The sequence below is a fragment of the Streptomyces lydicus genome (assembly GCF_001729485.1).
GTDB lineage: Bacteria > Actinomycetota > Actinomycetes > Streptomycetales > Streptomycetaceae > Streptomyces > Streptomyces lydicus_D.
This window is the reverse complement of sequence record NZ_CP017157.1, coordinates 6,949,606-6,966,395: the sequence shown is the minus strand read 5'-3', so window position 1 is coordinate 6,966,395 and position 16,790 is coordinate 6,949,606. Positions and strand designations below refer to the sequence as shown.

The 16,790-nt window shown below is 73.8% G+C and carries 18 protein-coding genes; 12 read left to right on the top strand and 6 right to left on the bottom strand.

Translation table 11 applies throughout. The features are described 5' to 3' along the window. Positions 1 to 13: 13 nt before the first annotated feature. On the bottom strand, positions 14 to 1,045 hold the full coding sequence (locus SL103_RS30170) for a GNAT family N-acetyltransferase (protein WP_069572132.1): 1,032 nt from the start codon (positions 1,043 to 1,045) through the stop codon (positions 14 to 16). A gap of 140 nt (positions 1,046 to 1,185) precedes the next feature. On the opposite strand from SL103_RS30170, the gene fdxA reads away from it, so the two are divergent. Together fdxA and dapC are read left to right on the top strand one after the other, a co-directional pair. Further along, the gene (fdxA, locus tag SL103_RS30165) at positions 1,186 to 1,506 is read left to right on the top strand and encodes a ferredoxin (RefSeq protein WP_033266100.1); all 321 of its coding nucleotides are present in this window, start codon (positions 1,186 to 1,188) and stop codon (positions 1,504 to 1,506) included. A 189-nt stretch (positions 1,507 to 1,695) separates the two neighbouring features. Beyond that, on the top strand, positions 1,696 to 2,817 hold the full coding sequence (gene dapC, locus SL103_RS30160) for a succinyldiaminopimelate transaminase (protein ID WP_069572131.1): 1,122 nt from the start codon (positions 1,696 to 1,698) through the stop codon (positions 2,815 to 2,817). Positions 2,818 to 2,903: 86 nt separating this feature from the next. Here the strand turns inward: dapC and SL103_RS30155 are convergent, their stop codons facing one another. Beyond that, the gene (locus tag SL103_RS30155) at positions 2,904 to 3,374 is read right to left on the bottom strand and encodes an ATP-binding protein (RefSeq protein ID WP_069572130.1); all 471 of its coding nucleotides are present in this window, start codon (positions 3,372 to 3,374) and stop codon (positions 2,904 to 2,906) included. Between the two features lie 315 nt (positions 3,375 to 3,689). After that, positions 3,690 to 4,613, bottom strand: coding sequence for a heavy metal transporter (locus SL103_RS30150; RefSeq protein ID WP_069572129.1), 924 nt, complete (start codon positions 4,611 to 4,613; stop codon positions 3,690 to 3,692). 40 nt (positions 4,614 to 4,653) lie between these two features. Here SL103_RS30150 and dapE point away from each other — a divergent pair, with 40 nt between their 5' ends. After that, entirely contained in the window at positions 4,654 to 5,745 is a 1,092-nt protein-coding gene (dapE, locus tag SL103_RS30145; protein WP_069572128.1) for a succinyl-diaminopimelate desuccinylase, read from the top strand. A gap of 122 nt (positions 5,746 to 5,867) precedes the next feature. Beyond that, a complete protein-coding gene (locus SL103_RS30140; protein ID WP_069572127.1) occupies positions 5,868 to 6,617 on the top strand; it encodes a TIGR00730 family Rossman fold protein in 750 nt (249 codons plus the stop codon). A 55-nt stretch (positions 6,618 to 6,672) separates the two neighbouring features. On the opposite strand, the gene folP is transcribed toward SL103_RS30140, so the two are convergent. Beyond that, entirely contained in the window at positions 6,673 to 7,533 is an 861-nt protein-coding gene (gene folP / locus SL103_RS30135) for a dihydropteroate synthase (RefSeq protein ID WP_069572126.1), read from the bottom strand. 92 nt (positions 7,534 to 7,625) lie between these two features. On the opposite strand from folP, the gene SL103_RS30130 reads away from it, so the two are divergent. Together SL103_RS30130 and SL103_RS30125 are read left to right on the top strand one after the other, a co-directional pair. Next, positions 7,626 to 8,066, top strand: a complete 441-nt coding sequence (locus SL103_RS30130) for a DivIVA domain-containing protein (protein ID WP_069572125.1) — start codon at positions 7,626 to 7,628, stop codon at positions 8,064 to 8,066. Beyond that, positions 8,063 to 8,665 (top strand): DNA-3-methyladenine glycosylase I, encoded by a 603-nt coding sequence (locus SL103_RS30125; protein ID WP_069572124.1) that lies wholly within the window; start codon positions 8,063 to 8,065, stop codon positions 8,663 to 8,665. The genes SL103_RS30130 and SL103_RS30125 overlap by 4 nt, the downstream gene beginning before the upstream one ends. A 26-nt stretch (positions 8,666 to 8,691) precedes the next feature. On the opposite strand, the gene SL103_RS30120 is transcribed toward SL103_RS30125, so the two are convergent. After that, complete coding sequence (locus SL103_RS30120) at positions 8,692 to 9,492, bottom strand: enoyl-CoA hydratase/isomerase family protein (RefSeq protein ID WP_069572123.1); 801 nt, start codon at positions 9,490 to 9,492, stop codon at positions 8,692 to 8,694. Positions 9,493 to 9,816: 324 nt separating this feature from the next. Here SL103_RS30120 and SL103_RS30115 point away from each other — a divergent pair, with 324 nt between their 5' ends. Continuing rightward, positions 9,817 to 9,984: a DUF3117 domain-containing protein gene (locus tag SL103_RS30115; RefSeq protein ID WP_003985072.1), complete on the top strand. Its 168-nt coding sequence runs from the start codon at positions 9,817 to 9,819 to the stop codon at positions 9,982 to 9,984. Positions 9,985 to 10,171: 187 nt separating this feature from the next. Here the strand turns inward: SL103_RS30115 and SL103_RS30110 are convergent, their stop codons facing one another. After that, positions 10,172 to 10,855, bottom strand: a complete 684-nt coding sequence (locus SL103_RS30110) for an O-methyltransferase (RefSeq protein WP_069572122.1) — start codon at positions 10,853 to 10,855, stop codon at positions 10,172 to 10,174. 295 nt (positions 10,856 to 11,150) lie between these two features. On the opposite strand from SL103_RS30110, the gene sigE reads away from it, so the two are divergent. From sigE to SL103_RS30085, 5 genes are all read left to right on the top strand, one after another. Next, complete coding sequence (gene sigE / locus SL103_RS30105; RefSeq protein WP_069572121.1) at positions 11,151 to 11,846, top strand: RNA polymerase sigma factor SigE; 696 nt, start codon at positions 11,151 to 11,153, stop codon at positions 11,844 to 11,846. Beyond that, positions 11,843 to 12,787 (top strand): zf-HC2 domain-containing protein, encoded by a 945-nt coding sequence (locus tag SL103_RS30100; RefSeq protein WP_069572120.1) that lies wholly within the window; start codon positions 11,843 to 11,845, stop codon positions 12,785 to 12,787. Before sigE ends, SL103_RS30100 begins: the two co-directional genes overlap by 4 nt. An 838-nt stretch (positions 12,788 to 13,625) precedes the next feature. Continuing rightward, positions 13,626 to 15,356, top strand: a complete 1,731-nt coding sequence (locus SL103_RS30095) for a trypsin-like peptidase domain-containing protein (protein ID WP_432215410.1) — start codon at positions 13,626 to 13,628, stop codon at positions 15,354 to 15,356. Positions 15,357 to 15,472: 116 nt separating this feature from the next. Continuing rightward, positions 15,473 to 15,955 carry a sec-independent translocase gene (locus SL103_RS30090; RefSeq protein ID WP_069572118.1) on the top strand — a complete coding sequence of 161 codons (483 nt, stop codon included), beginning with the start codon at positions 15,473 to 15,475 and terminating at the stop codon, positions 15,953 to 15,955. Positions 15,956 to 16,074: 119 nt separating this feature from the next. Next, positions 16,075 to 16,719 (top strand): hypothetical protein, encoded by a 645-nt coding sequence (locus SL103_RS30085; protein ID WP_069572117.1) that lies wholly within the window; start codon positions 16,075 to 16,077, stop codon positions 16,717 to 16,719. Positions 16,720 to 16,790 lie beyond the last annotated feature (71 nt).

The following is a 16,790-nucleotide window of genomic DNA, read 5'->3' as shown; positions in this document are numbered from 1 at the left end:
GAGGAATACCCCTTCAGCGCCGGCCACCCGGCCGCGCGCGCCGGTAGTGGTAGCCGTGGTGGTCGGTGAAGCCGAGCCGGTCGTAGAGCGCCAGCGCGGCCGCGTTGTCCGCCTCGACCTGGAGGTACGCCGCCGAGGCGCCCTCGTCCAGGGCCCGCTCGGCGAGCGCCGCCGTCACCAGCGTGGCCAGCCCCTGGCGCCGCGCGTCCTCGGCCACCTCCAGCGCCGCGAAGCCCGCCCAGCGCCCGTCCACGACCAGCCGGCCGATCGCCGCCGTCCCGCCGTCGGCGGCCCGCACCGTGGCGAACCACACCGACGGGCCGCCGGTCAGGACCTTCAGCGCGTCGGCCGTGGGACCGCCGCTGTCACCGGTCCGGTTGTACAGGGCCAGCCAGTCGGCGCCGGGCTCGCGGGAGAGGGTGACCCCGGCGCAGCCGGGGGGAGGGCTCGTGGGGAGGTCGGCGAGCGGGGCCAGCGCCGAGATCCGGACCCGGGTGTGCCGCTCGGCGTCCCAGCCGCGCCGGTCCAGCTCCGATGCCAGGGCGTCGTCGGTGTCCGCGCGCCCGGTGGCGACCACGATCACCGCCGGCAGCCCGCGCGCGGCGTACCAGCGCTCGACCTGCTCCAGGGCGGCGTCCAGCGGGAGGCCGGGGTCCCCGAGCGGCAGGACGGAGTTGGCGCGGCGGGTGAAGCCGCCGGCGGCGCGCAGCGTCCACTCGCCGAGACGCTCCGCCTCGACGGCCGGCCAGCCGCGCGCCGCGACCTCCTGGAGCTCCCTGGCGCCGGCTGCCGGAACCTTCCTGCGGGGCCGGGCGGCGGGCACGACCTTCGCCGCGACCAGCGCGGACTCCTCGATCCGTACGGAGCTGCCGTCGCGCCGTGTGATGCTCAGCACACCCTCGTCCCACGATGTGAGAACGCCGACCGCGTCGGTGAACGCCGGCGCCCCCTCCCCGTCACCCGTCAGACGCCGGACGGATACCCTTTTGCCCACGTCAGCACGGGTGATACGGACTTCCGCGCGTCCGCCGGCCAGGAATTCCATCGCTCAAACCGCCCCTCTTGTTCGTCTCGTGCCCGGGAACGGAGATACTAGGTGGCGGGCATCGACGACGCCGCGCTCCCGCGCGCCCTGCGGCGGAACTGCCAATCGGCCCGCCGGCCCTACCGAGGAGGAACGACAGCGTGACCTACGTCATCGCGCAGCCTTGTGTCGACGTCAAGGACAAGGCGTGCATCGAGGAGTGCCCGGTCGACTGCATCTACGAGGGCCAGCGGTCCTTGTACATCCACCCGGACGAATGCGTCGACTGTGGTGCCTGTGAGCCGGTCTGCCCGGTCGAGGCGATCTTCTACGAGGACGACACCCCGGAGGAGTGGAAGGACTACTACAAGGCCAATGTGGAGTTCTTCGACGAGCTCGGCTCGCCCGGTGGCGCCAGCAAGCTCGGCCTGATCGAGCGCGACCACCCCTTCATCGCACAGCTGCCGCCGCAGAACCAGTAAACGGCCCGAGGTCCGGCAGGGAGCCCGCTCCCTGCGGCCCCGGAGTCGTCAGCGGTCGCACGGCGCCGCCCGGGTCCCGTACGGCACACGCCGTACGGAACCGACACCGTTCGGTCCCGTACGGCCCAGCCGTACGGGACCACGGCATTTTCGCGCCGCCGTCCCGGGACCACCGAGAAAGAGAGCACCGTGGGCGCAGCCGCCACCCCCCGCCACCAGTCGCTTCGCGACCGTCTTCCGGCCTTCCCCTGGGACCGCCTGGAGCCGTACAAGACGACCGCCGCGGCGCACGCCGACGGCATCGTCGACCTCTCCGTCGGCACCCCGGTCGACCCGGTCCCCGCGGTGGTCCGGCAGGCGCTGACCGATGCCGCCGACAGCCCCGGCTACCCGACGGTGTGGGGGACGGCCGCGCTGCGTGACGCGCTCACCGGCTGGGCCGCCACCCGCCTGGGCGCCCAGGGCCTGGAGCACACCAACGTGCTGCCGGTCGTCGGCTCCAAGGAGCTGGTGGCCTGGCTGCCGACCCAGCTGGGCCTCGGTCCCGGCGACAAGGTCGGCTACCCCCGGCTGGCCTACCCGACGTACGAGGTCGGTGCCCGGCTGGCCGGCGCCGAGCCGGTCGTCTACGACGACCCGTGGGAGCTGGACCCCGACGGCCTCGCCCTGCTGTGGCTGAACTCGCCGTCCAACCCGACCGGGCGGGTGCTCGGCGCCGACGAGCTGCGCCGCACCGTCGCCTGGGCACGGGAGCACGGGGTGCTGCTCTTCAGCGACGAGTGCTACCTGGAGCTGGGCTGGGAGGCCGACCCGGTCTCGGTGCTCCACCCGGACGTCTGCGGCGGCTCCCTGGACGGCATCGTCGCCGTCCACTCGCTCTCCAAGCGCTCCAACCTCGCCGGCTACCGCTCGGCCTTCCTCGTCGGCGACGCGGCGGTCCTCGGCGATCTGCTGCAGATCCGCAAGCACGGCGGCATGATGATCGCGGCGCCCGTCCAGGCCGCCACCGTCGCCGCCCTGGGCGACACCGCCCACGTCGCCGAGCAGCGCGAGCGCTACGCCCGCCGCCGTGCCGCGCTGCGCGGCGCCTTCGAGGGCGCCGGCTTCCGCATCGAGCACAGCGAGGCGTCGCTCTACCTGTGGGCGACCCGGGACGAGCCCTGCTGGGACACCGTCGGCGATCTCGCCAAGCGCGGCATCCTCGTCGCCCCCGGCGAGTTCTACGGACCTGCGGGCGAGCGGTTCGTCCGGATCGCCTTCACGGCCACCGACGAGCGGGTGCAGGCCGCGGTGCGCCACCTGGCGGAGTGAACCCGACCGGAAACGCGTGACGCGCGGGGGCCCGGGGAGTCATCGCTCCCCGGGCCCCCGCGCGTCGTGCCTACGGGCGGCAGCCGTCAGCGGCCGCCGCCGACCGGCAGGCCGCCGAGCAGGCCGCCCCCGGGCTGGGTGAGGGCGCCCTTCGGCGAGCCGATCAGGCCCTTGACCGCGTCCAGCGGCAGCGCGTCGGTCGACACACCGCGCTTGGCGATCGGGCGGGCCACGCTCTCCGCCTTGTCGACGACGCCCTGGGTGAGCGGCATGGCCTTCTTCACGACCGGACCGGCGGTCTCGACCAGCGCCGGGGCGAGCTTCGTCGCCGCCTTGCTGCCGGCCGCGTTCAGCAGGCCGACGCCGGTGCGGGCGGTGTGGTCGAGGGCCTGGCTGGTGTTGCGGGAGTCCAGGGGCGCGGTCAGTCCGCCCAGGTCGGGCGCCTTGACGGGCAGTTCCGCTGCGACCGCGGAACCAGCCGCGGCGACCACGGGAGCGGCGCCCGCTGCGACGAGCAGGGCGGCTCGGGCGATCCGACGCGTAACGGGGAGGGACATGGTGCTCCTTTTACGGAGAAGGACTCGTACTTCTGACAGATGTGCCATGTCCGCCGGGCGGACGCACTGACTACCGCTTCAAACCCCCGAAGGTTGCGGTGAACTCAGGTAAAGACTTGGCAACGCGTCAGATAATCGGGCGGGGCGAAATCCGGGCAATATGTGCACCGCGGGGTGGCGTGCGGAAACGTCACGGCGCTTTCGCCGCAAGGGAATTGGTGGCCCTGTCCGTCGTCGGCGAGCCCAATTCACGTGCAGGTAAAGGGAATTGCCGCCCGCGCCGCTTCCGGTTCCCCTTCCGGGGGACGGCGCAAACTACTGCGCGGTGACGAGGCGGACGGTCCGTCCGGCCGCCGCCGAGCTCTCCGCCCGGTGCTGCCAGCCCTTCCCCGAATCGTCCGCGGACCACATCCGGCCGGCGTAAGAGATCTGTTCGATGCGCAGTTCGGCGGAGTGCGCCACCGCCCACGTCGCCAGCTCCCAGCCGCGCCGCGCCGTCTCGTCCGCCGCGCCGCCCTGCCCCACCGGAACCGTCAGCTGCCGCCCGCCGCCCGTGCCGCGCCCCGCGCCGCCGTCCGTCCGCGGCAGCACCCCGGGCCCGAACTCCCGCACCAGCCGCTCCCGCACCGTCGCGGCGCCGCCCGCCCGGCCGTCCGCGGGGCGGCTCTCGGTGCAGCTCATCGCCGCGCCGTCGCGGCCGGTCAGCGCCCCGGTCAGCAGCGCGGCGTTCGCCTCGTGCTTCGCGTACGCCTGCGGGTAACCGCTGCGCTGCACCTTCTGTGCGGCCACGGTCAGCGGCAGCCGCGAGTAGCCGGGCACCTTCGCCAGGTGGCGGTAGAACTCCCCGGCCGCGTAGACGGGGTCCATGATCTGCTGGACCGTGCCCCAGTCCTGCGACGGGCGCTGCTGGAAGAGTCCGACCGAGTCCCGGTCGCCGAATTCGATGTTGCGCAGCCCGGACTCCTGCATCGCGGTCGCCAGCGCGATGGTCACCGCCCGCTCGGGCAGTCCGCGCGAGGTCGCCACCGCCGAGATCGTCGCGGCGTTCGCGGCCTGCTCCGGGGAGAGCTCGTACGCCTTGCCGTCCCCCTCGGCGCGCACCGTGCAGTGCGGCGCCCCGGGGCCGCCGGTCACGTACTGCACCACCAGGTAGCAGGCCAGTCCGATGAGTACGGCGAAGGCGGCGGCGGTACGCAGGCGACGCTTGCGGCGGACGGGGGCTACGGACTGGGCGGGCACGAGGCCACCGTACTGGAGTGCTGCCGATAGGGTCGGAACCATGGAGCGCTCCACACACCACCCTGTCCTCGACCTGTCGCTCGACGCCGCCGCGCTCACCGCGCAGCTGGTCGACATCCCCTCGGAGAGCGGCAACGAGAAGGCCCTCGCCGACGCCGTCGAGCACGCGCTGCGCGCCCTGCCGCACCTGACCGTCGACCGCCACGGCAACAACGTGGTGGCCCGTACGAACCTGGGCCGCGCCGAGCGGGTGGTGCTCGCCGGGCACCTCGACACCGTGCCGATCGCCGGGAACGTCCCCTCCCGGCTCGACGAGGACGGCGTCCTGTGGGGCTGCGGCACCTGCGACATGAAGTCCGGCGTCGCCGTCCAGCTGCGGACGGCCGCCACCGTCCCCGCCCCCAACCGGGACCTGACCTTCGTCTTCTACGACAACGAAGAGGTCGCCGCGCACCTCAACGGGCTCGGCCACGTCGCCGACGCCCACCCCGAGTGGCTCGCCGGTGACTTCGCCGTCCTCCTGGAGCCCTCCGACGGCCAGGTGGAAGGCGGCTGCCAGGGCACCCTGCGGGTCCTGCTGCGCACCACCGGGGAGCGCGCGCACTCGGCCCGCAGCTGGATGGGTGCCAACGCGATCCACGCCGCCGCCCCGATCCTGGCCACGCTCGCCGCGTACGAGCCGCGCCGCCCGGTGATCGACGGCCTGGAGTACCGCGAGGGCCTCAACGCCGTCCGCGTCGAGGCGGGCGTCGCCAACAACGTCATCCCGGACGCCTGCACGGTGACCGTGAACTTCCGCTACGCGCCCGACCGCACCCCGGACGAGGCCCTCGCCCACGTGCGCGAGGTCTTCGCGGACTGCCCGGTGGACGAGTTCGTCGTCGACGACCACTCGCCCGGCGCGCTGCCGGGGCTCTCCCACCCGGCGGCCAAGGCGTTCATGGAGTCCGTCGGCGGCACGGCCATGCCCAAGTTCGGCTGGACCGACGTCTCCCGTTTCAGCGCGCTGGGCGTCCCGGCGGTCAACTACGGACCCGGCTACTCCCTGCTCGCGCACAAGAAGGACGAGCGGGTCGAGGTCGACCGCATCCTGCACTGCGAGGAGCGGCTGCGCGCCTGGCTGACCGCCTGAGCCGGCGGGCCGCCCCCGGGACGGGCCGCCGACCGCCCGCGGACCAGCCGAATTCCCTTGCCGGTCACGTCGGCGGATCTACGCTGAGACGGCAAACGATCTGCCAGCGGAGGGAGCACGACATGGCCAGTCCCGAGGGAGCACCGGCCCCCGGTGAGCGGCGGCTGGGGCCCGTTCTGCGCCGTCACGAGCAGGTGCAGGCAGGTACCACCGACCAGCGGCTGCTGGACTCCGAAGGCCCCTCCGAGTGGGTGCACACCGATCCCTGGCGGGTGATGCGCATCCAGGCGGAGTTCGTGGAGGGGTTCGGCGCGCTGGCCGAGCTGGGCCCGGCCGTCAGCGTCTTCGGCTCGGCCCGCACGCCGCTCGACTCCAAGGAGTACGACGCCGGCGTCCGCATCGGCCGGGGCCTGGTCGACGCCGGGTTCGCGGTGATCACCGGTGGCGGCCCCGGCGCGATGGAGGCCGCCAACAAGGGGGCGTGGGAGGCCGGCGGGGTCTCGGTGGGCCTGGGCATCGAGCTGCCCTTCGAGCAGGGCATGAACCCCTACGTGAACCTCGGTGTCGACTTCCGGTACTTCTTCGTCCGGAAGACGTGCTTTGTGAAGTATGCCCGCGGGTTCGTGGTGCTCCCCGGCGGCTTCGGCACCCTCGACGAGCTCTTCGAGGCGCTCACCCTCGTCCAGACCCGCAAGGTCACCCGCTTCCCGATCGTGCTGTTCGGCACGACCTACTGGAGCGGGCTGGTCGACTGGCTGCGGGACACCCTCATCGCCGAGGGCAAGGCGTCGATGAACGACCTGGAGCTCTTCCACCTCACCGACGACGTGGACGAGGCGGTCGCGCTGATGAGCAAGGAGGTCGGGATCTGACCCGCCGGGGCCGTCGCCCGGTCCCCGGTGGGCCGGGGACCGCGGCACCGGCGGCTCAGGCGAGTCCGCGGCGGGCGACGGCGGGCGTGCGGTGGCCGGCGATGGACGCGACCATGTCGAGCACCTGACGGGTCTCGGCGACCTCGTGGACGCGGTAGACCTGGGCGCCCAGCCAGGCCGAGACGGCCGTCGTCGCCAGGGTGCCCAGCACCCGCTCCTTGACCGGCTTGTCGAGCGTCTCGCCGACGAAGTCCTTGTTGGACAGCGACACCAGCACCGGCCAGCCGGTCGCGGTCATCTCGCCCAGCCGGCGGGTGGCCTCCAGGCTGTGCCGGGTGTTCTTGCCGAAGTCGTGCCCCGGGTCGATCATGATCGCGTCCCGCCGCACGCCCAACTCCGCGGCCCGCTCCGCCAGTTCGAGCGTCACCCGCAGGATGTCGGCCATCACGTCGTCGTACGTCACCCGGTGCGGGCGGGTACGCGGCTCGGCGCCGCCCGCGTGGGTGCACACCAGGCCGACGTCGTAGCGCGCCGCGACCTCGGCCAGCCGGGGATCGACGCCGCCCCAGGCGTCGTTGAGCAGGTCGGCGCCGGCCTCGCAGACCGCCTCGCCGACCTCGTGCCGCCAGGTGTCGACGCTGATCACCACGTCGGGGAAGCGCTTGCGGACCTCGGCGACGAAGCCGACCGTCCGGCGGGCCTCCTCCTCGGCGCTGACCTCCTCGCCGGGGCCGGCCTTGACGCCGCCGATGTCGATGATCGCGGCGCCGTCGGCCACGGCCTGCTCCACGCGGGCCAGCGCGGGCTCGTCGCGGAACGTGGCGCCCTGGTCGTAGAACGAGTCCGGGGTCCGGTTGACGATCGCCATGATCACCGGTTCGTGCGCCCCGAACTCGCGATTACCCAGCCGCAGCATTCCCTGACTCCCTCTCCGTGGTCCGGGAGCGACCCTAACTGTCAGACCCGCATGGCACGATCGGGGCAGGCACATAGTCCGGGGAGTTGGTCGTGTTCTGGTTCTTGCTGATCGCGATGGTCGTGGTGGTGGCCGCGGTCACGCTCGTGGTCGTCGGCGGCGGAGACGGCGGTGGGTTGCGGGATTCCGAGCCGGACCGGCTGTACGACCCGCTGCCGGAGGACCGGCCCGTGGCCCGCGCCGACGTGGACGCCGTCCGGCTGCCGGTGGCGGTCCGCGGCTATCGGATGGACGACGTCGACGACGTCCTGGACCGCCTGGGCGCCGAGCTCGCCGAGCGCGACGCGAGGATCGCCGAGCTGGAGGCGGCGCTGGCCGGCGCCCACGCCACCGCCATGGGCGGACCCGCGCTGATACAGGGCGGTGCGCCGGCGGACGGTCCGGGGGGCGGGGCCCGGCCCGGCGCGGAGGGGCCGCAGGCCGACGGGGCACCCGGGGCGCCCCGGCACGCGGAAGGCGAGGACCAGGCATGAGCGGCGTGGTGACGGCACCGGACGGCGTTCCGCGCTGCCCGTGGGGGATGGAGTCGGAGCAGATGGCCGACTACCGCGCGTACCACGACACCGAATGGGGCCTGCCGGTCCACGGCGACGACGCGCTCTTCGAGCGGATGAGCCTGGAGGCGTTCCAGTCCGGTCTCTCCTGGATCACGATCCTGCGCCGCCGCCCCGGCTTCCGCGCCGCCTTCGCCGGTTTCCGGATCGCGGAGGTGGCACGGTTCACCGAGGCGGACGCCGAGCGGCTGCTCGCCGACCCCGGCATCATCCGCAACCGCGCCAAGATCGCCGCGACGATCAACAACGCCAAGGTCGCCGCCGCGCTGGCCCCCGGCGAGCTGGACGCGCTGATCTGGTCCTACGCACCGGACCGGGGCCGCCCGGCGCCGTGCACCGTGACCGATGTGCAGCCGGTGACCCCGGAGTCGACGGCGCTCGCCAAGGACCTCAAGAAGCGCGGCTTCCGCTTCGTCGGCCCGACCACCGCCTACGCGCTGATGCAGGCGTGCGGCCTGGTCAACGACCATCTCGCGGCCTGCCACGTACGGGCGGCGGTGGAGGCGGCGGCCGGCTGACCGGCCGGCCGCCGGCGACGGGCGGTTCAGCGGCCCAGGAAGACCGGCTTCTCCTTCTTCACGAACGCCTCGACCGCGATCCCGTGGTCCTCCGACGCCCCGGCCCGGGCCTGCAGCTCGTTCTCCTTGGCCAGCGTCTCGGCGAGCGAGTGCCCGGCGCCGTGGGCCAGCGACTCCTTGATCGCGGCGTAGGCGAGGGTCGGCCCCGCGGCCAGCCGCCGGGCGACCGCCGCCGCCTCCTCCGCCAGCTCACCGGCCGGCACGACCTTGTTGGCGATGCCCAGCTCGTACGCCTCCTGGGCACTGATGTTGCGCGGGAAGAGCAGCAGGTCGGCGGCCCGGCCGTGACCGATCAGCCGGGGCAGCGTCCAGGACACCCCGGAGTCGGCGGTCAGCGCGACGCCCGCGAAGGAGGTGTTGAAGGACGCCGAATCGGCGACGACGCGGTAGTCCGCGGCCAGCGCGAAGCCCGCGCCGGCGCCCGCGGCGACGCCGTTGACGCCCGCGACGACGGGCTTGGGCATCTCGGTCAGCGCCGTCACGATCGGGTTGTAGTGCTCCCGCACCGTGTTCATGGTGCCGCCGGTGCCGGTCGCCCGGTCCTCGGCCAGCAGCCCGATGTGCTCCTTGAGGTCCTGCCCGACGCAGAAGGCGCGCCCGGTGGCGGTCAGCAGTACGGCACGGACGGCGGGGTCGGCCGCGGCCTCCTGGAGGGTGTCCCGCAGCAGGACCTTCGCCTCGATGTTCAGCGCGTTCATCGCGTCGGGGCGGTTGAGCGTGATCGTCGCGAGTCCGTCGGTCACGTCGTAGAGCACGGTGTCGGCCATAGTTGGGAGTCCCCTCCGTCGCGGCTCGGACTGCTCGGCAGCGGCAGTCAGCGCTCAGGATGCCGGAGATCATCGGCCGTCCGCATGTGACGTACATCAAAGAAAGCGGTCGAGCCGGATGTCGGAGGGTGGCGGAGTATCGCAGCCCGCTCCCCGAATTGCGTGGGTTTGCGGGAGCGCGTTGCCGAAGGGATGCTCCCCGATGTTGGTCATCGGGTCGTTCGATGCGGGATAATGGCCTGGAAGCAATGTGTTCGATGCCGGTGACACGTGCCTATTCGGGCCGTCGGCTGAGATGAGCTGGTTTCAGGAAGGGGAACGAGCATGGCGGCCATGAAGCCGCGGACGGGCGACGGCCCGCTCGAGGTGACCAAGGAGGGGCGGGGCATCGTCATGCGCGTTCCGCTCGAAGGCGGCGGGCGGCTCGTCGTCGAGCTGACCCCCGACGAGGCCAAGGCCCTGGGTGAGGCCCTGGAAAAGGTCACCGTCTGACGAGGGCGGCGAAACCGGCGGAATCCCGGGCCTGACCCGGTACCCCAGCCGACTTACCCCGGCCCCGGCACGCGGCGCGCATTCACGGCGCGCCGCGTGCCGGGGCCGTTTTCGTGCCGCTTTCCGTTTCCCGGCCGTGCCGATTCCGTGCCGCCGCGGGCCGGGGCGGGACGGGATGCGGGGCGGCTCAGCCCCGCTTGACCGCGCAGAGCAGTCCGTCGCCCACCGGCAGCAGCGCCGGCACCAGCGTGGTGCTCTCCCGCACGGCCCGCAGCAGCTCCCGCAGCCGCAGCACCTCGGCGGGCTGCACCGCCGAATCGACCGTACGGCCGTCCGCGAAGACGCCCTCGAAGCACACCAGGCCGCCGGGGCGCAGCAGCCGCAACGCTTCGGCGAGGTACTCCAGGCACTCCATCAGGTCGCCGTCGCAGAAGACCAGGTCGTATCCGCCGTCCGCGAGCCGCGGCAGGACGTCCAGCGCCCGGCCGGGGATGAAGCGGGCGCGGTTGCCGGCGAAGCCCGCCGCCCGGAACACCTGCTTGGCGAAGGTCTGCCGCTCGGGCTCGCAGTCCACGGTGGTCAGGACGCCGTCGGGCCGCATGCCGTGCAGGAGGTAGATGCCCGACACGCCCGTGCCGGTGCCGATCTCGGCGACCGCCTTGGCGTCGGCGGTGGCGGCGAGCAGGCGCAGGGCCGCGCCGGTGCCGGTCGTCACCGTACGGATGCCGACGTCCCGCGCCAGGTCACGTGCCCAGCTCAGGGCGGCCTCGGCGGCGGTGTCGATGGTCCCGGCGCCGTACGCCTCGGCGAATGCCAAGCTCGTCTGCCGGTTGCCGGTAATGGCCCTCTCCTGTCCCCGTAGTTGACGCAACCGTGACTGTATCCGCTGTGTGCGGGAACCCGCAGATGGGACCGGGCGTTATGGAGAGGTAGGGAGAAAGCGGGGGGACGCAGTGGTGAAGACCGCGCGAGACGGGACTCACGGGAATCACGATCAGAAGCATGACCAAATGCAGGTCAAATCTGCTTATCCGGAGCTAACGGGCGAGGTGGATATGGTAGGGGCTCTACTGGACGCCACCAGAGCCACCAGGGGAGGTGCGGCTGCGGCGGGTGACCGAGGGGTGCTGAGGCGCTTGAAAAGGTCGTTCGTCGAGCCGAAATCCGTGACAAACACCGCTGACCGTTTCCTCCCCCACTCTCGACTCCGTTCGAGCGGGGGGACCGCCACCAACGACTCCGCACCTACCGCGACCTTCGCCGCAGACGCGGATGCGCAGGCGTGGACTCCGCCCAGCTGGGAGGAGATCGTCAGCACTCACAGCGCACGGGTCTACCGCCTCGCCTACCGCCTCACCGGCAATCAGCACGACGCCGAGGACCTCACCCAGGAGGTGTTCGTCCGCGTCTTCCGCTCGCTGTCGACGTACACCCCCGGCACCTTCGAGGGCTGGCTGCACCGCATCACGACCAACCTCTTCCTGGACATGGTCCGGCGCCGGCAGCGTATCCGCTTCGACGCGCTCGGTGACGACGCGGCCGAGAAGCTCCCCAGCCGTGAGCCCGCCCCGCAGGAGCACTTCGACGACACGCACTTCGACGCCGATGTGCAGCAGGCACTGGACACCCTCGCGCCCGAGTTCCGGGCCGCGGTGGTGCTGTGCGACATCGAGGGCCTGTCGTACGAGGAGATCGCCGCCACCCTCGGCGTCAAGCTCGGTACGGTCCGCAGCCGCATCCACCGGGGCCGCTCCCACCTGCGCAAGGCGCTCAAGCACCGCGCTCCGGCCCGTCGTGGCGAGGAGCGCGAGCAGCGGCGGTCCCTGGCCGTGGTGCCCACGGGGGAGGTAGGAATCGCGTGAGCCTCACTGGCGGTCCGTCCCCCGCCGAGCAGCATCTCGGCGACCGCCTTGCGGCCCTCGTCGACGGCGAGTTGGGGCATGACGCGCGCGAGCGGGTGCTCGCGCATCTCGCGACATGCGGCAAGTGCAAGGCAGAGGCCGACGCCCAGCGTCGGCTCAAGAGTGTGTTCGCCGAAACGGCGCCCCCCGGCCCCTCCGCGGGACTGCTGGCGCGCCTGCAGCAGCTTCCCGGGGGCGACCCCGGCGGCCCCGGCAGCCGGCTCGGCAACGGCGGCCTCGGCCCGGGTGAATTCGCCCGGGGCGGCGGCGCGTTCCGCTACGCCCCCACCGACCACCACACCGGCCGTGTGATGGCGGGACTCTCCGCCCAGCACCGCGCACGGGGCTTCCGCGTGCCGGAGGCCGAGCGGCCCGCGCAGCGGCGCCGGTTCGCCTTCGCGGCGGCCGGAGCGGTCTCGCTCGCGGCCTTCGCGCTCGGCGGCGCCCTCCCGCTGGAGGCGGCCGTCGATCCGACCGGCTCCGAGGGCGGCGGCACGGCCGTCACCCCGCTGAGCGTCAGCCCCGCGGCCGACAGCGGATCCCTGCTCCGCCGCGGGGAGTTCCGCTCGGCGGGCACCTCCGGTGAGGGGCTGCGGTCCCCGTCCGGCGGCCCGACCGCGGCCCCGGCGCCCAGCGCCATGGCGCTCTACGGCCCCGCCGTCGCGCCCACCCGGGCCACCCCGGCGGCGTCCCCGGCCCCGGCCGGCCGGTTCGGACTGTCGCCGCTGATAGCCGCCACCGGTCCGGCCTCGGCGTACCACCACGCGCCGCTGGTCGCCGCCACCGGCACGGTCCCCGAGCACCGGAACCCGCCGCCGCTCCCGCCCCTGGAGCCGATGCGTCCGCTGACCGGCTCCGCGGTCGGCCCCGGCACCGCGGACCCCGCCACCGCCCAGCACTGACCGTCCTCTGCGCAGCCCCGCGCGGAACTGGTTGAATCGCTGTTGTGCGGCGCATGCACCCTGACGGGCGCGTGCCGTGAGGTGGTGGTGGCCCGCGGGACCGCGGGCGAAATCTGGGGAGAGCATGGACGACGGTAAGGCCGCCGGGCCGAAGCTGAAGTGGTGGAGCCGCCCGGGACGCACCCCGGCCACCGGACCGTCCGCCGAGGCCGGTCCGCAGACGGTGCCGCCTGCCGGCGGCCCGGCGGACGCGGCGCGGGCCGACGCTTCCGGCCAGGTCGGGCCCGGCGCACAGGACACGGGCGACTGGCTCGTACGCCCGCCGCAGCCGCGTACCCCCGCGGCGCACCGGCCGCCGGCGCCTGACGGCGCGGCGGGCCCCACCGGGACCGAGGCCGCCACCGCGCCGTCCGGGGCGGACGGGGCGGAGCGCGCCGCAGTGGCCGTCGCCGGGCGCACCGCGACGGCCGGAGCGGGGCGAGCCGAAGAGGTCCCGGCGGAGCGGGAGTTGACGTCCGTGCCGTCTTCGACACCCGCGCAACGACCCGTCTCGGCCGAAGGCCGACCCGAATCGGTCGAAGACCGGCCGGCCCCGGCCGAGGACCGGACCCCCGCGGGACAGCCCGCCACCCCGGGCGTCGAGATGCCCGGCGCGGACGGTGCGCGGGCCGGCGCCGCCACCGTGACGCTCGGTCAGGTGCCCGCCCCCGAGGGGGACCGGGCGCCCCGGGCCCCGGACACGGCGCAGGCGTCGACGGCCGTCGGGACCCCCGCCGCTCCGTCGCAGCCCCAGGCCGCCGCCCCCGGTCCGGAGGGCGCCGCCGCGCCCGCCCGGCCGCTGCACCCCGAGGACCCGTACGGCACCCCGCCGTACGGCGGTCCCGGCCCGTGGGCGCCCGCGCCACCCGTGCAGCGGCCCGAGCCCCGTACCGCCGCGCCGGGCTGGTCCGGCGCCACCCCCGCGCAGGGCACCGTGCTGCCGCCGGCCGCGGGCCCGCTGCCCCCGTACGGCGCGCCGGCGCCGGCCGCCGGCTACCCGAGCCCGCCGCAGGCCCCGCCGCACACCGGCGGTGAGCCGCCGCACCGGGCGGCCCAGGCCGAGGCCGTGCCCCCGGGCCCGGCCCCCGGCCCGTCCGGTCCGTCCGCCGAGCCGGACGGCCCCGGTCACCCCCTGCTCACGAAGTCCGGCGCCCCGCAGGCCCCGGCCCCGCAGACCGCCGCCCCGCAGCCGGCGCCCGAGGGCGCGGACACCGGGTTCGTCCCCGTACCCGGCGACGGCGGCCCCCGCCCCACCGCCGCGGTGCCCGCCACCGCTCCGCCGCACGCCGCCGCACCGGGCGGCCACGGCCCCGTCCCACCGGGCGGCCACGGCCCCGTTCCGCACGGCGCCTGGCACCAGTACGACCCCTGGAGCGCGCCCCTGCAGGGCGGCCCGGCCGCGCCGCCGCGGGGCCCGCGCAGCCGCCGCGGCCTGCTGGCCGTCGGGGCCGTGGGCCTCGCGCTGCTCGCCGGCGGGGTCGGCGGCGGCGTCGGCGCCTACGTCGAGCGGTACGGCGGGATCAACGACATCAAGCTGCCCCAGGCGGCCGACGACGCCGGGGGCCGCCGCCCCGACAGCGTCGCCGGCATCGCCCAGGCCGCGCTGCCCGGCGTGGTGACGATCCACGTCCGGGGCAACGCCGAACAGGGCACCGGCACCGGCTTCGTCCTCGACCGGCAGGGCCACATCCTCACCAACAACCACGTCGTGGAGCCGGCCGGGACCGGCGGCGAGATATCGGTGACGTTCAGCGGCGGGCAGACCGCCAAGGCCAAGGTCGTGGGCCAGGACGGCGGCTACGACCTCGCCGTCGTCCAGGTCGAGGGGGTCACGGGGCTGCGACCCCTCCCGCTCGGCAACTCCGACTCGGTGCGGGTCGGCGACCCGGTCGTGGCGATCGGCGCGCCGTTCGACCTGGCCAACACCGTCACCTCCGGCATCATCAGCGCCAAGCAGCGCCCGATCACCGCGGGCGGCGAGAAGGGCGACGGCAGCGACGTCTCGTACGTGGACGCGCTGCAGACGGACGCGCCCATCAACCCGGGCAACTCCGGCGGCCCGCTGGTGGACGCCAGGGCCCGTGTGATCGGCATCAACAGCGCCATCCGCGCGGCCGACACCGGCAGCGGATCGGAGGGCGGTGGCCAGGGCGGCAGCATAGGGCTGGGCTTCGCCATCCCGATCAACCAGGCCAAACGGGTGGCCGAGGAGCTGATCAACACCGGCCGGGCGACCCACCCGGTGATAGGCGTCACCTTGGAGATGGAGTACGCCGGTGACGGCGCGCGGGTCAGCGAGCACAGCAAGGGCGGCAAGGAGCCGGTCACGCCCGGCGGGCCGGGCGCGAAGGCCGGGATCCGGGCCGGCGACGTGATCACCGAGGTGGACGGGGCCGCCGTGCACAGCGGCGAGGAGCTGATCGTGAAGATCCGCAGCCACCGGCCCGGCGACACGCTGCTGCTGACCCTCCAGAGGGACGGCAAGCAGCGGTCCGTACGGCTCACACTGGGTTCTTCCACCGCCGGCTGATCGTTTGCACGGTGTTGGCGCGGGCGACTCCCGTCCGACGCCCGGGGCCAGGTACCGTGATAGGCGGCCTGGCCCCTAGGCCGACACAGGCCGCGGATGACCCAAGGAGCTGCAAGGTGTTCTTCGACATAGGACCCCTCGAGCTGGTAGCGATCGTCGTCCTTGCCGTGCTCATCTTCGGCCCGGACAAGCTCCCCAAGGTCATCCAGGACGTCATGGGCGTGATCCGGAAGATCCGGGAGTTCTCCGACAGCGCCAAGGAAGACATCCGCAGCGAGCTCGGGCCGGATTTCAAGGACTTCGAGTTCGAGGATCTCAAGCCGAAGAACTTCGTGCGCAAGCACGTCCTGGAGAAGGACGAGTACGGCCTCAAGGAGCTCGCCGAGATCCGTAACGGCTTCGATCTGAAGCAGGAGATGGCGGAGGTCACCGACGCCGTGCACAGCCGGGAGAGTGCCCCCGCCACCGGGTCCTCGAACGGCTCGGGACTGAGCCTGTCGAAGGAGTCCCCGGCCGCCTCCGGCCGCCCCGACCTGGTCAAGAAGCCCGCGGCCACAGAGCCGGACGAGCGTCCGCCGTTCGACGCCGACGCCACCTGACACACACCGGTATGACCGGCTGTGTTGACGCCTATGGCTATGCTCCCGGTGTCCGGGGTTCGGTCGCCTGAGGGGGGCGGGCCGCCCACGACACAGGGCAACAAGGAGGCTCCGCGCAGATGGAGACGACGAGTCGGACAGCGGAACAGCAGGCGTCCGCCGCGGTCGGCCGGAAGGCCGACGGCTATCTGCTGGCCGCGTTCCCGTGGTACGGCCTCGACGAGGCGTTCACCGGTCCGCGCTGGCTGATGCAGGTCGGCGCCGCCGCTGACGGCACCGTCGAGCACGGTGCCGTGGGGCACGGCGAGGAGCCCACCATCAAGGTGGAACCGCCGCAGGACGAGCGGTTCGCGGTCGTGGTGACGGTCGCCGACCGACCCGTACGGCGCAGTGCCGACGGCACCGGCCTGATGGAGGCCACCTCGGTCTCGACGGCCGCCTGGCTCGCCGGCTCGGGGCTGCTCGCCCACACCTGGCCCACCCAGATGGACCGGACGCTCCGCCAAGACTGGCTGGACCAGCAGACGATGCTCGCCTGGGAGCTCGCCGACGACCTCGGCGGCGGCAGCTGGAGCGAGCTGATGCTCCCGGTGGACGGGGTGCCGACCTCGTTCGCCTACCGCGAGTCCGAGTACGGCTGGGTACTGGCGGGCTCCTCCCCGGAGGGCCCCGAAAGCGTCCACATCGGCGCGTACGGGCGCGGGATGAGCGCCTACGGCCTCGGATTCTCGGTCGTCCAGGACCTGACGGCGTACGAGTCGTGAGCGGCGCCGACGGCCGTCGGTCGGGACGGGGGCGCCGGCCGCACGCAAGCCTCGGATTCTCGGTCGTCCAG

What these genes read in the sequence shown, in the direction of transcription:
- SL103_RS30115 (WP_003985072.1), top strand. Translation starts at nt 9,817, where the DNA reads ATGGCGGCCATGAAGCCGCGGACGGGCGACGGCCCGCTCGAGGTGACC.
- SL103_RS30120 (WP_069572123.1), bottom strand. Translation starts at nt 9,492, where the DNA reads ATGGCCGACACCGTGCTCTACGACGTGACCGACGGACTCGCGACGATC.
- dapE (WP_069572128.1), top strand. Translation starts at nt 4,654, where the DNA reads ATGGAGCGCTCCACACACCACCCTGTCCTCGACCTGTCGCTCGACGCC.
- folP (WP_069572126.1), bottom strand. Translation starts at nt 7,533, where the DNA reads ATGCTGCGGCTGGGTAATCGCGAGTTCGGGGCGCACGAACCGGTGATC.
- SL103_RS30085 (WP_069572117.1), top strand. Translation starts at nt 16,075, where the DNA reads ATGGAGACGACGAGTCGGACAGCGGAACAGCAGGCGTCCGCCGCGGTC.
- SL103_RS30125 (WP_069572124.1), top strand. Translation starts at nt 8,063, where the DNA reads ATGAGCGGCGTGGTGACGGCACCGGACGGCGTTCCGCGCTGCCCGTGG.
- SL103_RS30140 (WP_069572127.1), top strand. Translation starts at nt 5,868, where the DNA reads ATGGCCAGTCCCGAGGGAGCACCGGCCCCCGGTGAGCGGCGGCTGGGG.
- SL103_RS30170 (WP_069572132.1), bottom strand. Translation starts at nt 1,045, where the DNA reads ATGGAATTCCTGGCCGGCGGACGCGCGGAAGTCCGTATCACCCGTGCT.
- SL103_RS30155 (WP_069572130.1), bottom strand. Translation starts at nt 3,374, where the DNA reads ATGTCCCTCCCCGTTACGCGTCGGATCGCCCGAGCCGCCCTGCTCGTC.